The organism is Fusobacterium ulcerans ATCC 49185, assembly GCF_900683735.1.
Lineage (GTDB): Bacteria > Fusobacteriota > Fusobacteriia > Fusobacteriales > Fusobacteriaceae > Fusobacterium_A > Fusobacterium_A ulcerans_A.
Map to the genome: position 1 here is coordinate 2032302 of NZ_LR215979.1, position 14925 is coordinate 2047226.

General features: G+C 28.0%; 13 protein-coding genes. 6 read left to right on the forward strand and 7 right to left on the reverse strand.

The genetic code is table 11. The annotated features are described in order from the left end of the window. Positions 1–6: 6 nt before the first annotated feature. The 6 genes from E0E45_RS09130 to E0E45_RS09155 all read right to left on the reverse strand — a co-directional run bounded on the left by E0E45_RS09130 (position 7) and on the right by E0E45_RS09155 (position 6590). The gene (locus E0E45_RS09130) at positions 7–759 is read right to left on the reverse strand and encodes a glycosyltransferase family 2 protein (RefSeq protein WP_130890873.1); all 753 of its coding nucleotides are present in this window, start codon (positions 757–759) and stop codon (positions 7–9) included. A gap of 30 nt (positions 760–789) precedes the next feature. Next, on the reverse strand, positions 790–1590 hold the full coding sequence (locus E0E45_RS09135; RefSeq protein WP_130890874.1) for an NAD-dependent epimerase/dehydratase family protein: 801 nt from the start codon (positions 1588–1590) through the stop codon (positions 790–792). Next, entirely contained in the window at positions 1590–2270 is a 681-nt protein-coding gene (locus E0E45_RS09140) for a sugar transferase (protein ID WP_130890875.1), read from the reverse strand. Before E0E45_RS09140 ends, E0E45_RS09135 begins: the two co-directional genes overlap by 1 nt. Positions 2271–2289: 19 nt before the next feature. After that, positions 2290–4443: a polysaccharide biosynthesis protein gene (locus tag E0E45_RS09145; protein WP_130890876.1), complete on the reverse strand. Its 2154-nt coding sequence runs from the start codon at positions 4441–4443 to the stop codon at positions 2290–2292. 445 nt (positions 4444–4888) lie between these two features. Further along, positions 4889–5926 carry a sugar kinase gene (locus E0E45_RS09150; protein ID WP_130890877.1) on the reverse strand — a complete coding sequence of 346 codons (1038 nt, stop codon included), beginning with the start codon at positions 5924–5926 and terminating at the stop codon, positions 4889–4891. A 28-nt stretch (positions 5927–5954) separates the two neighbouring features. Next, positions 5955–6590, reverse strand: a complete 636-nt coding sequence (locus E0E45_RS09155) for a bifunctional 2-keto-4-hydroxyglutarate aldolase/2-keto-3-deoxy-6-phosphogluconate aldolase (protein ID WP_130890878.1) — start codon at positions 6588–6590, stop codon at positions 5955–5957. Positions 6591–7222: 632 nt separating this feature from the next. On the opposite strand from E0E45_RS09155, the gene uxaC reads away from it, so the two are divergent. From uxaC to E0E45_RS09185, 6 genes are read left to right on the forward strand one after another with little or no spacing between them, the layout of a single operon-like run. Then, positions 7223–8629, forward strand: a complete 1407-nt coding sequence (gene uxaC / locus E0E45_RS09160) for a glucuronate isomerase (RefSeq protein WP_130890879.1) — start codon at positions 7223–7225, stop codon at positions 8627–8629. Between the two features lie 22 nt (positions 8630–8651). Then, positions 8652–9698: a mannonate dehydratase gene (uxuA, locus tag E0E45_RS09165; protein ID WP_130890880.1), complete on the forward strand. Its 1047-nt coding sequence runs from the start codon at positions 8652–8654 to the stop codon at positions 9696–9698. Between the two features lie 22 nt (positions 9699–9720). Next, a complete protein-coding gene (locus tag E0E45_RS09170; RefSeq protein ID WP_130890881.1) occupies positions 9721–11331 on the forward strand; it encodes a mannitol dehydrogenase family protein in 1611 nt (536 codons plus the stop codon). A gap of 31 nt (positions 11332–11362) precedes the next feature. Beyond that, positions 11363–12385, forward strand: coding sequence for a TRAP transporter substrate-binding protein (locus E0E45_RS09175; RefSeq protein WP_130890882.1), 1023 nt, complete (start codon positions 11363–11365; stop codon positions 12383–12385). After that, positions 12385–12861, forward strand: coding sequence for a TRAP transporter small permease (locus tag E0E45_RS09180; protein WP_130890883.1), 477 nt, complete (start codon positions 12385–12387; stop codon positions 12859–12861). Before E0E45_RS09175 ends, E0E45_RS09180 begins: the two co-directional genes overlap by 1 nt. 4 nt (positions 12862–12865) lie before the next feature. Then, positions 12866–14170, forward strand: a complete 1305-nt coding sequence (locus tag E0E45_RS09185) for a TRAP transporter large permease (RefSeq protein WP_130890884.1) — start codon at positions 12866–12868, stop codon at positions 14168–14170. 59 nt (positions 14171–14229) lie between these two features. On the opposite strand, the gene E0E45_RS09190 is transcribed toward E0E45_RS09185, so the two are convergent. Further along, complete coding sequence (locus tag E0E45_RS09190; RefSeq protein WP_130890885.1) at positions 14230–14919, reverse strand: GntR family transcriptional regulator; 690 nt, start codon at positions 14917–14919, stop codon at positions 14230–14232. Positions 14920–14925 lie beyond the last annotated feature (6 nt).

A 14925-nucleotide genomic window follows, 5' to 3' on the forward strand; every position in this document is an offset into this window, starting at 1 on the left:
GAACCCCTAACAAAGAATGTATTTTACCAATTCTATAATAAAATTATCTATATAATACAAAGGAGTATATCCATTTTTCTTATAAATTTCATTTCTTATTTTTATATCTTTTAAAACCTGCTTAAAACTTTTTTTAGTGCTAATTCCTCCTATCCTAAAATTAGCAATTATTTCATCTAATATTATTATTTTAAATTTTTTATTTTTTCTAATTTTTAACATAAAATCTAAATCATCATATATTGTTTTCATTTCATATTTATTTTTTTTATAGACACTAGCTTTAACAAAAGTTGTTGGATGATTCCAATATCTTGTAGAAATAATCTTTCTTAATTTAGCTTTTTTTATGTATATTTTTTCATTTTTTATTACTTTTAAATTAGCATAAATCATATCAAAGTTTTCTTGATTATATTTTTTCACTATATCTTCAATTGCATTTTTTTCATACCAATCATCACTATTTATAATTCCAATAATTTCACCATTGGCTTTATCTATTCCTTTATTCATAGCCTCATAAATTCCATTATCTTTTTCGCTAATCCATTCATATATAATCTTTTTTTTCTTAAATTCTTCTTCATAACTTTTTATAATGTCTACTGTTCTATCTTTAGAGTTCCCATCAATAATGATATATTCAATATTTCTATATGATTGATTTAAAACACTTTCTAAAGTATCTATTATAGTTTTTTCACTATTAAAACAAACTGTGATTATTGATACTAGCGGAAATTTTGTCTTTATCATTCTTTTATTTCTCCTTATCTGTTTAATAATTTACTTAAAAATTAATTCTCCATATAAACTTTCTATTGTACTAGATTTCATAATATATAATATTTTTAAAATAAATTTTGATAATTTTATCAAACAAATCTTTTTATTTTTCTCTTTTGCTATGTTTTCCACTATTTCTTTTATTGACATATCTTCATCATCTTTAGGAATGGTTATCCCTGATATCTCTTTATCTATCACTTCTTTTGTTATTTCTAATAATTTATTTATATGTACTAATGTTCTTTTGTTTTCATCATTGCCAAATGGAAGTATTGGAAAGATTTTTACTATTTTTTCTAACTTTTTCATATTTCCAGGACAATTTTCTCCGTATACCATTGGTGGTCTTAGTATTGATACTTTAAAATTTTCATTTTCCAATGCTCTCAGTATCTCTTCTGCTTTCCATTTACTTTCTGCATATGGTGTTTTAGGATTTACTTTTGAATCTTTAGTTAATACTAACTTTTCTTTAAGACTTCCATGAGTCCCATAAACAGCTACTGTACTATAGAAAACAAAATGTTTAACTTTGTTTTTCTTTGCTGCCTCTACTACTTTTTTTGTCAGTTCTGTATTCACTTCAAAATATTTCTCTCTTGGTGCTCCATTCATCTGGTGAACCAGAGCTGCTAAATGAAGTACTGTATCTACATCTTTAAAATCAAGATCTTCAGGTTTTATTTTTAATAGGTCTACTGGAATTATGTTGTACTTCTCTTTGTATTTTTCTATAAAGTTTGTTCCTATAAATCCTGATGCTCCTGTTATCATAAGAGTCTTTTTTTTATTTTCCATCAATATTCAACTCCTATTTTTTCTATTAATTCATCTTTTTTATTTAAAAGCATTTCATCTTTTACTATCCATTGAATTTTTGCTTTATTTATTATCTTTAAAAAAGTAGCTATTATCAGATAAATATCATTCCAAAAATTTCTATTTTCTACATAGTGCAAATTGAGCTCTATCTTATATGGCATTATCTGCTCTATATAGAATTTCTCTGGATATGAAACCTGATTCATTAAATATTCCTCATCTGAAAACACTATACTTGCTGGTGAAGATATTCCACTCCTTACTTTAAATATTCCCTTATCTCTTTCAGAATAGTATTTTAATCTTCTTGGAAGCTCCGGTCTTGGTCCTATAAAGCTCATATCCCCAATAAGAATATTAAAAAGTTGTGGAAGTTCATCTATCTTTGTCTTTCTAATAAATTTCCCTATTGGTGTTATTGCGCTGCTGCTTCCTTTTACTTGTATACCCTTGGCATCTTTATCAAAATCTGTCCTCATACTTCTAAATTTATATATAGCGAATTCTCTTGCACCTATCGTTAGTCTTTTCTGCTTAAATAATATTGGTCCAGGAGAAGTAAATTTTATAATTAGTCCTGTCAGTATCATTAAAGGTAAAAAGAATATTATTCCTAAAAATGATGCTAATATATCAAACACTCTCTTTAAAAACATTTTTTGCTTTCCCCCATTACTAGTAACTTACTTCTTTATATGAAACAACTAATTTCTTCATTATATCTTTAATATCATCTATATTTGCATGCTGTCCAGCTTCCCACAATCTTCCAAAGAATTGCGTTATATCCACTTCCCCATCTTCAATCTTAGTTATAAAGATTTTCTTGTTTTCTGTCTTAATTGCAGAATTCACATTATAAAGAAGCTCCTCAAAAAGTTTTTCTCCTGGTCTAAGTCCTACTATATCTATTCCTACATCTGAGTTAGATAGTTTTATCATTGTCTGAGCAAGATCATATATTTTTACTGGCTTCCCCATATCAAGAATAAATATCTCTCCTCCATTACCTAATGAACCTGCTTCTATTACTAATTGGGCTGCTTCTGGTATAGTCATAAAATATCTTGTTATATCTTTATGAGTAAGAGTAAGGTTTTTTCCCTCTTCTAAAAGTTTTCTAAATATTGGAATAACTGATCCATTACTTCCCAATACATTTCCAAATCTTACTGCCATATATTTTGTGTTTTTAGAAATCTTATTCATATGCTGAATTACCAGTTCGCAAGCTCTTTTAGTAGCTCCCATAACATTTGTAGGATTTACTGCTTTGTCTGTTGAGATAAGGACCATCTTTTCAGCTCCATATTTATCAGCACATTCTGCTACATTTTTAGTTCCAAATATATTATTTTTTATCGCTTCCTCTGGATTATGTTCCATTAAAGGCACATGCTTATGTGCAGCTGCATGAAATACTATATCTGGTTTGTATTTCCCAAAAAGTATTTCCAGTTTTTCTTTCTCCCTTACATTGCATATCTCTGATATCAATTTAAGATTTGGATATCTTCTCTTCATTTCAAGTTCGAGAAAATATATTGTATTCTCATTAATATCTATATTTATGAGCTGTTTAGGAGAATATTTAGCTATCTGCTTGGAAAGTTCAGATCCTATGCTCCCTGCTCCTCCAGTCACAAAGATAACTTTTCCTTCAATGAGATTTCTAATATTTCCATCATTAATTACTATTTCATCTCTTCCTAATAGGTCTTCTATTCTTACTTTTCTTAATTGAGAAGCCAATTCTCTATTCTCAAGTATCTCTGCTATAGTTGGAACCGTTTTAATCTCTACATTTCCAACTGATTTAATTCTATCTACTATATTTCTCATATCTGAACTATGAAGAGAAGGCAGTGCTAAAAGAACTTCTGATACTTTTTCTCTTTTAATTATTTCTTCTAAATTCTTTCTATTTCCTAAAACCTTTATATTGTATATATATGTGTCTTTTTTCTTTGGATCATCATCTAAAAATCCAACTATATGATATGGAAATATTGGATTAGTCATTGATTCTTTAGCTAATATTGCCCCTGCTTCTCCTGCGCCATATATTAATGCCCTTGTTTCAGAAACATAACATTTATTCTTTGTCTTATAGAATCTCTTTAGTCTAAATAAATACCTACAAAACAATTGAAATGAAATAGATAAAATCAATGAGATTAAAACTATTGATGCAGGATAACTTATTACCTTACTATAAATAATGACTAAAAAAATAATTGATGAAACTCCATTTAATACTATTAAATTTAAAATATCTAATATATTTGTATAAGTCCAACTCTTTTCATTCATTCTTGTATAAAAATATCCAATTAAAAATATTCCTAAATATGTAAATGCATATTCTTTTTTAAATTCTTTTCTCCAATTTAAATCATATTTAAAAATAAAAGATAAAATCATTCCAACTAGTATTCCAAAAGAGTCTATTCCGAATTTAATAAGACTTCTTTCATTAATAAATTTTTCTTCCTCCTTATTTTTATTTTCCTTAACTTTCAATATCACTCTATATATGAATAATTGAAAAAGCGAGAATACTATAAAAATAGTAAAAAGTGAAAGAGATTTATAAAACATAAAAAATATTCCAAAAATAAGGCTATTTATTAAAACTGTATTACACCTAGATGGACTAGAATCAAGTTTAAGATTTCCAGTTATTGAATAGAAAAAAATAAGTATTATGAATAACCCATATACAGATGTATTTATACTGAATCCTGTTATTCTAAACATTCCTTCATAAACTATGAATAATAAAATTACATATATTACTCCTATATGATCTAATCTTCTATTGTTCATAATCAAAATTCCTCCCAAGATAAAAAAAAACGTTTAATTTATATTTTTGAATTAAAATTTAATCTTTAGATTTTTATTATTTTAAAATAAATATATTATTTGTTAATTTCAAATAAAATATATTATTTTTTATTTTTTTAACAAAACAAACAATTAATAGTTATTTTTAGTTTTATAGAAAACTATGAGTTGATTATAGTATTATTATTTCTCTTTGTCAATCAATAATTTCACTTAAAAAACACAAAACAATCACAAAATTGTTTAAATTTAAAGGTTTATATTGGCTCAGAAAATAAAAAAACTGTTTTTCAACAGCTTAATTTTTTAAAATATTTTGTCTAATTGTAAATTTTAATCAATAAAATAGAAAAAGAGATCTAAAATTATATAAATTTCAGATCTCTCTCTTTTTTATAAATTAACTTAAAGTCAGATGGCTTAATTATCTATTCATCTCACTTGTATTTCCATTCTCATGATCAGCTATTATACTGTCTACAAGGGTAACATCTGCACAAGATATATCTCCTATTATAGTATTTTTCAATACTGAATTAGCATTTCCATATTTCATTGCTTTTTCTGGATTGTTATGTTTAAGGATTCCATATAGTACTCCTGCTACATAAGCATCTCCACTTCCTATTCTATCTACTATCTCTATATTTTTATATGGAGATTCACAATAGAAAGTATTATTTTTTCTGTTATATATTAATGAAGTAAAATTATGAGATTTGGGAGAATTTACTGTTCTTTGAGTAGAAGCAATAAATGATATATTAAATTCTTTTGCAAAAGCTCTTATAATCTCTTCTAAGTTTCCTGTTTTCTGAAACATTTTTCTAAAAGTTTCTTCTGAAGCAAAAAGTATATCAACAAATGGAAGCAATTTTTCAATCTCAATTCTTGCTTCTTCTTCAGTCCAAAGATTTCTTCTGAAATTTACATCAAAAGATACTAATGCTCCTCTATCTTTAAAATTTCTGATAAGGTCATGAGTCAATTTATTTGAAGTTTCACACAATCCTAAAGTTATTCCACTTGTATGAAAGATTTCTGCTCTATTATATACTGAACTCTTTACTTCATCTGCCTTAAAAGACTGAAATGATGAATTTTGTCTGTCATATGTAACATTTGGTTTTCTCGGTGATGATCCATACTCATAATAGTAAATAGCTAATCTTTTATTTTTAGATTCATCATATACCACAAATTCATTACTTACACCATTAGAACTTATTATCTTTTTTGCAAATTTTCCTAGTTCATTCTCTGGAAGCTTTGTTATTATGGCAGTCTTTTCTCCCAATATTGATACTCCACTGGCAACATTAAATTCTGCTCCTCCCATTTGTTTTTCAAGTAAATGTCCTTGAATCAGCATTTCATTATTCAGAGGAGAAAGTCTCATTATCATCTCTCCACTGCATATTAATCCAAATTCCTTATTTTTAAAATCAAATATTTTATCCATTACAGTCTTTTCCTCCAAATATGCCATATTATTTATTTCTTATTTCTTTTATTTTTTCTACAAATGCTTTAGCTGTAGCTATGATGTCTTCACTAGATCCAGAAGCTAATTTTCCTCCTACTCCTACAGCTACTACACCATTCTTAAACCATTCATCTATATTTTCTAAACTTACTCCTCCAGTAGGCATAATATTAGCTTGAGGAAGTGGAGCTTTTACAGCTTTTACAAATGAAGGTCCAAAAGCACTTCCTGGGAAAAGTTTTACAATATCTGCTCCATATTGCATAGCTTTAGTTATTTCAGTAATTGTCATACACCCTGGCATATATGGTACTTGATACAAGTTACATAATTTTGCAGTCTCTTCATCAAATGCAGGAGAAACTATAAATTCTGATCCAGCTAAAATAGCTATTCTAGCAGTAGATGCATCTAGTACAGTTCCTGCACCTATAACTAATTCATCAGAAGTAAACTGTTCTTTAAGAGCTTTTATTACTTCAGTTGCTCCTGGTACAGTATATGTAACTTCTACTGCTGGAATTCCCCCTTCTACACATGCTTTAGAAATTCTGATTCCTTCTTCTATAGTTTCACTTCTTACTACTGCTACTATTCCTATATCAGTTATTTTTTTTAAAATTTTACTTTTTTTCAACATGACTTTCCTCCTAAAATATTTTATTTTGATTTATATTGAAATGTTTTGTTATACTTTGTCCATATTTTATTTATACTTTAAAAAAATTAAAAATTCAATCATAATATCTTTGAAAAAATTCCATATATGAAATTAAAAAGAAAAGATAAAAAACTTTAAGGTATTAAAAATGCTGAAAGTAAGAAAAATGAAAAAATATTTTCTGTTTTATAGTTTCATATATGGAATTTTTTTATACATATTTTTTTGAAATCATCTCTTTCCCCTACTAAAACTATGAAAATATTTAAGATATTAAAGGGGGGATTAAAAATGTTTGAATTATTTTCTACTAAAATTCTGACTGTTCTCTTATTTTTTACTATCATCTAGAAAATCATAAATATATTTTGCACAGATTTGATACTATTTTCTTTATTCCTCTTTAATCTTTCATCTTTTTATTTTTATAAAATGTTCTATTTTAGAAAAAATAAATCTATTATAAATCTAAAAGCAAAAAATATATTGACTTTTACATAAAAAAATTATATCATTAAAAAATACTAGTATACAAGTTTGGGCGTATAGTATAAATAAAAAAATTAAATTTTAAAGATTATAATCAATTGATTGCTATCAAGGAGGAAGTTATGCAAGATTTTATGAATGAAGATTTTTTATTAAAAAACAATATCAGTAGAGAACTATACCATGAGTATGCTTCAAAGATGCCTATTTTCGACTATCATTGTCATTTAAGTACTCAAGAAATAGCTGAAAATAAAAGCTATAACAATCTTACTCAAATATGGTTATATGGAGATCATTATAAATGGAGAGCTATGCGTTCTAATGGAGTGGATGAAAAATATATCACAGGAGATGGAAGTGACTATGAAAAGTTTTTAGCTTTTGCTGAAACTATGGAATATGCCTATGGAAATCCTCTTTTTCATTGGTCTCATCTTGAACTGAAAAGGTTCTTTGGAATAGAGGAAGTCCTAAATAGAAAAAATGCAAAAATTATTTGGGATAAAGCTAATAATCTTCTTCAATCAGAAAATTTTAAAGCTAAAGCTCTTATCAAAAATTCTAATGTAAAGGCTCTCTGTACTACAGATGATCCTATAGATTCATTGGAATATCATGAAAAAGTAACTCAAGACAAAGAATTTGATGTAAAAATTCTCCCTACATTTAGACCTGATAAAGCTCTTTTTATAGAAAAATCTACTTTTCTTGAATGGCTATCTGTTTTAGAAAAAGTGATTGATATGAAAATAAATACTTTTAAAAATTTAATAGATGCTTTATCCAAAAGAGTTGCATTTTTTGTTTCTAAAGGTTGTGTAGTTAGCGATCACAGTATTGAAGAACCTTTTTTTAGATTAGGAAGTTCTGAAGAAGTAGAAAATATATTTATTAAAACACTTTCTGGAAAAAAGCTAACTAAAGAAGAAATAGAAATCTATAAAACTTCATTATTTATAGAATTAGGAAAAATCTATAACTCACATAATTTAGGAATGCAGATACATCTTGGAGCCTTAAGAAATAATAATTCAAGAATGTATAACAAACTTGGAGGAGATGTTGGTTTTGACTCAATTGGAGACTATAGCTATGCCAAATCTATCTCTAATTTATTAAATGAATTAGATAAAATAGAACAGCTTCCTAAAACTATACTTTATTGCTTAAGTCCTAATGATAATGAAATGCTTGGAACTATGATTGGAAATTTCCAAGATGGAAAAATCCCTGGAAAGATTCAATTTGGAGCTGGTTGGTGGTTCAATGATCAAAAAGATGGCATGATCAAACAAATGACTGCCCTTGCTAATCTTGGACTGTTGAGAAGATTTCTTGGAATGCTTACAGATTCAAGAAGTTTTCTGTCTTATACAAGACATGAATATTTCAGAAGAATCATGTGTAATATGATTGGAACTTGGGTAGAAGAGGGAGAAATTCCTTATGACAAAGATATTTTAAAATCAATGATTGAAGAAATTTGTTTTAATAATGCTAAAAATTATTTTGATTTAGATATATAAACACAAGGAGGAAATAAAAAATATGAAATTATCATTTAGATGGTATGGAGATTCAGATCCTATCAGTCTTGAATATATAAGACAAATACCCACTATGCATAGTATTGTTACTGCTGTATATGATGTTCCTGTTGGTCAAGAATGGAATATGGAAAAAATCAATGCCCTTAAAACAAAGATTGAAAATACTGGTTTACATTTTGATGTAATAGAGAGTGTCCCTGTTCATGAAGATATTAAATTAGGATTGCCAACAAGGGATTTATATATTGAAAATTATAAAAAAAATATCAGAAATCTTTCTAAAGCTGGGGTAAAAGTTATTTGCTACAATTTTATGCCAGTGTTTGACTGGACGAGATCACAACTTGATAAAAAATTAGATGATGGTTCAACTGCTCTCGTTTACTACAAAGATCAAGTAGATAAGTTAGATCCTTTAAATAGTAATTTATCTCTCCCTGGATGGGATTCAAGTTATACAAAAGAAGAAATGACTGAATTATTCAGACAATATAAAGAAAATGGGGAAGAGGGATTATGGGTTAATTTGGAATATTTTTTAAAAGAAATAATTCCAGTTGCTGAAGAATGTGATATCAAAATGGCTATCCACCCAGATGATCCACCTTGGCCAATCTTTGGACTCCCTAGAATAATTACTAATGAAACTAATTTAGACAGGTTCCTTAAATTAGTGGACAATAAATACAATGGTCTTACTCTTTGCACAGGCTCTCTTGGAAGTGGAAATTTTAATGACATGGTATATCTTGTAGATAAATATAGTGCTATGAAAAGAATCCATTTTATCCATGTTAGAAATGTCAAACTTCTTGATGATGGTATGAGTTTTGAAGAATCAGCTCATTATTCCAAATGTGGTTCACTGGATATTGTAGGTATCATGAACGCTTTACACAAAAATAATTTTGATGGATATTTAAGACCTGATCATGGAAGAATGATCTGGGGAGAGACTGGAAAACCAGGATATGGACTTTATGACAGAGCTTTAGGAGCAAGTTATATCACAGGTATCTGGGAAACTCTTGAAAGAATAAAATAATTAAAAAAGGGGGGCTTTCAAAATGAAATTATGTATAGATGAATTAAATAATATAAAAAATTCTCTTGCTGGAAAAGTAAAAACTCCTGTATATGATATAAAAAAAATTAAAGAAAATACAGAAAAAACGCCAAAGTGGCTACATTTTGGTGCTGGAAATATCTTTAGGGCATATATAGGAAAAATAGACCAAATTCTTATTGAAAAAGGATTAGAAGACACTGGAATAATTGTTGCTGAAAGTTTTGATACTGAAATTATTGATAAAGTTTATACTCCTTACAATAATCTTACAATGCTTGTTACTCTTTATAAAAATGGGGTATTTGAAAATGAAATTATTGGAAGTATAGTTGATACCATAAAAACAGATACAGAAAAAGAAAAATTGAAAAAAATAATTATTGCTCCATCTTTACAAATGATTAGTTTTACAATTACAGAAAAAGGTTATAATTTAAAAACTCCCAATGGAGATTACATGAAAATAATAGAAGATGACTTCTCAGCTGGACCTGATTCTGCAAAGCATACAATGAGTCTTCTTACTTCTCTCTTATACACTAGATATAAAGCTGGAAAATTTCCAGTTAGTATGGTAAGTATGGATAATTGTTCTGGAAATGGAGATAAAATCAAAGCTGCTGTTCTTGATATTGCAGAACACTGGATAAAAAATAACTATGTTGAAGAAGAATTCATGTCATATCTGACTAATGATAGTAAAATTGCTTTTCCCATAACTATGATAGATAAAATAACTCCAAGACCTGCCAAAATTATTGAAAAACACTTAGGGAAATTAGGATTTGAAAATATGGATATAATTGTCACTTCTAAAAATAGTTATACAGCTCCATTTGTAAATGCAGAAGCTCCTCAATACTTTATTGTTGAAGATAAGTTTCCTAATGGAAGACCTCAGTTAGAATTATCTGAAGCTGGTGTTTATATCACAGATAGAGAAACTGTGGAAAAAACTGAAAGAATGAAAGTTACCACTTGCCTTAATCCATTACATACAACTCTTGCAATATATGGATGTATTTTTAATTATAAAACTATCTATGACACTGTAAATGATCCTCTTTTAAATAAATTAATAAAAGAAATAGGGTATAATGAGGCTTTAAAAGTTGTTGAAAATCCAAGTATCATTGATCCTAAGACTTTTATAGATGAAGTAGTAAATGAAAGATTCCTCAATCCATACATTCCAGATCAGCCAGAAAGAATAGCTACAGATACTTCTCAAAAAATGGGAATAAGATTTGGAGAAACTATAAAGGCTTATATGAATAGTTCAACTTTAAAAGTAAGTGATTTAAAATATATTCCTCTTGTTTATGCTGGATGGTTTAGATATCTTTTAGGCATTGATGATCAAGGAAATACAAGATCTATAAGCAATGACCCAATGCTTGAGATACTTAAAGAAAATCTTATAAGTATTGAATTTGGAAATTCAAAATCATATAATGGACAACTAAGAAAGATTCTTAGAAACAAAATTATCTTTGGAGTAGATCTTGAAGAAGCGGGATTGACTGATCTTATTGAAGAATATTTTATGCAAATGATTGTTGGCAAAAATGCTGTTTACAATACATTAAAAAAATATTTAACTGACTAACAACAAATAAATAAAAGGAGTGGAGGATTTGATGAAAAAATTTGCTAAATTTTTCCTTAGTATTGTTTTCATTTTAGGAAGTATACTTTTACTTACTTCATGTAATGTTGGAAATGGAAAAACTATAATAAGAGTTTCTCATAATCAAGCTGCTGATCATCCTACAAATATTGGGTTATTAGCATTTGAAGAATTTATAGAAAGTAGACTTGGAGATAAGTATGATGTTCAAATATTTCCAAATGAACTTTTAGGTTCTCAGGTAAATACAGTTGAACTTACACAAACAGGAGCTATCAATTTTACTGTAGCAAGTAATGCTATTCTTGAAAGTTTTGATGATATATACCAAATATTTAATTTACCATATCTATTCAATAGTCCTGAACATTACCATACTGTAATGGATAATAAAGAGCTTATAAAACCTATCTTTACTGCTACTGAGAAATCTGGATTTGAAGCTGTTGCATGGTTAGATGCTGGTACTAGAAATTTTTATACAGTTAAAAAACCTATCAGAACCCCAGATGATCTAAAGGGTCTTAAAATTAGAGTACAGCAGTCAGCTTCTAACATCAGAATGATGGAGCTTTTTGGCGGAGCAGCTACTCCTATGGGATTTGGTGAAGTTTATACTGCTCTTCAGCAAAGTGTCATTGATGGAGCTGAAAATAATGAATTAGCACTTACAAGTAATAAACATGGTGAAGTTTGTAAATATTATTCATATAATATGCACCAAATGGTACCTGATATTGTAATTGGAAATATAAGATTTCTCAATAGCCTTTCTCATGAAGAAAGAGCCATTTTTGATGAAGGATTTAAAATTATATCAAAGGTGCAAAGAGAAGCTTGGGGATCATCTGTAGAAAAAGCTATTGAAGAAGCTAAAAAAATGAATGTAGAATTTATTTATCCTGATGTACTTGCTTTCCAAGAGAAAGTTTTACCTCTTCATAAAGAAGTATTAGATGCAAATCCTAAATTAAAACCAATTTATGACAGAATCCAAGAAATTGGGAAAGAAGTTATAGGAGGTAAAAACTAATGACTGAAATAAGAAACTTTTTGAATAAAATTATTTTAAGTATATGTGTTATTCTTTTTATGTTCATGACTGCTGTAGGAACTTATCAAATTTTAGTGAGATATATCTTTAAATCACCAAGTACAGTATCAGAAGAACTTATTTCTTATTCTTTTGCATGGATGTCAATGTTTGCTGCCTCTTATATTTTTGGAAAAAGAGATCATATGCGTATGGTATTTTTTATAGAAAGATTTAATAAAAATGTTCAAGCAAGAGTTGGAATAATAACTGAAATTGTTGTTCTGTTGTTTGCTGTTGGAGTCCTTATCTCTGGTGGAGCATATATTGCTGTTTTAAGTATGACTCAAACAACTCCTGCTCTTGGAATATCTATGGGATATATTTATATGGTACTTCCTGTTTGTGGAATAATTACAGCTATATATAGTGTTCTTAATATATTTGATCTTATGAAAAAATCAAAGGAGGCATAAGAATATGGTACTTACTACAGCATTAATTATGTTTATTGTCTTAATAATAACCCTGCTTCTTGGATTTCCAATTGCAATAAGTATAGGAATATCATCTGTTCTTGCTATTCTTCCATCACTTGCTTTGGATAATACACTTGTTACTGGAGCTCAAAGAATATTTTCTGGAATCTCTAATTTTACCTTAATTGCTATCCCTTTTTTCATTCTAGCTGGTAATATTATGAATCAGGGAGGAATAGCTAAAAAAGTGGTAGCATTTGCTCAATCTTTAACTGGTAGAATTCCTGGTTCTCTTATGCAGACAAATATCCTTGCTAATATGATGTTTGGAGCTATTTCTGGTTCATCAGTTGCTGCTTGTGCTGCCATGGGGGGAATCCTTCTTCCTATGGAAGAGGAAGAAGGATATGATAAAAAATTAGGAGCCACTGTCAATATAGCTACTGCTCCTACAGGTTTATTGATTCCTCCTTCTAACTCTCTTATTGTTTATTCCTTAGTGAGTGGAGGAACCTCTGTTGCTGCTCTCTTTATGGCTGGATATATTCCTGGCATTTTATGGGGAATTGGATGTATGGCTCTTACTTTCTTTCTTGCTAAAAACCGTGGAATGAAAGGAAAAGCTAGTGTACAATTGAAAGTTATATTAATTACTTTCATTGATGCCCTTCCATCATTAGCTCTTATAATTATTGTTATTGGTGGAATTATCAAAGGGGTTTTCACTCCTACTGAAGGATCTGTAGTTGCTGTTGTATATACACTATTGTTATCAATGATATTCTACAGAACTATCAATTTAAAAAATCTCATCAGTATCTTTGAAGAAAGTGCTAAAATGACTGGAGTTATTGTTTTTCTGATTGGTGTTTCAACAATTATGTCATGGGTAATGGCATTTACTGGAGTACCTCAAGCAATCTCAACTTTAATTCTTGGAATAACTAATAATAAATATATAATACTTCTTCTTATGAATTTGCTTTTATTATTTATAGGAACATTTATGGATGTTACTCCAGCAATCCTTATATTTACACCTATTTTCCTTCCAATAGTTAAAGCTTTTGGAATGAGTCCTATCCAATTTGGTATTATCATAGTATTTAATCTATGTATTGGAAACATCACTCCTCCAGTTGGAAATACTCTATTTGTCGGAGTAAAAGTTGGAAATTTGAAAATAGAAGATGTAATGAGAGAACTTATTAAATATTATGTTGTCATAATAATTGTTCTAATGTTTGTAACATATATTCCAGATTTATCTTTATATCTTCCTAAATTAAGTGGTCTTATAAAATAATTTAAAAATAAAAAATTCCCTTTACTTTTCAATTATTGTAAGGGGAATTTTTGTATATTTTAAGAAAAATATTCTGGGTACTTTTCCATATATTCGTTTATAACTTCTTTAAAATTTAATAAATGCTTTGTTATAAGAGAATCTATCTTTTCTATATCTTTCTCTTCTATCAATTTAACTATGTCAATATGCTGTTTAAGTGTAGCTTCAACATTTGTTTTTTCTAAAGCATCTATTAATCTCAATCTATCATAATGAGTTGATAATCTTTTTATTGTTTTCCATACATTTTTTTTATTGTAATTTTCAAAAAGAATTGTATGAAATTGGTTATCCAATTCAAAAAATTTATGAAGATCTTCCTTAAACTTTATTATAATTTTTTGATACTCTATATTTTTTTCCAAAGTTTTTATCAAAGATTTAGATTGTATATCTTTACAAGCTATTTCTAACATCTCTTTCTCACAAAGTTTTCTCAAAAAAACTGCTTCCTCTACTAAATTTAAATCTATTTTAGAAACTACAGATCCTTTTTGTGGAAATACATTGAGAAGTTTTTCTTCAGACAATCTAACAAATGCTTCTCTTACAGGTGTTCTACTCACATTAAGAAGTTCACTTAATTCTATTTCACTTACAGTTTCACCTGGTTTTAAATTAAGATTCATTATATTATCTTTAAGTACCCTATAAATATATTGTCTGTTATTTTCAGTTTTATTCTTTTCTGTATTTAGTAACTTCATTTCTCC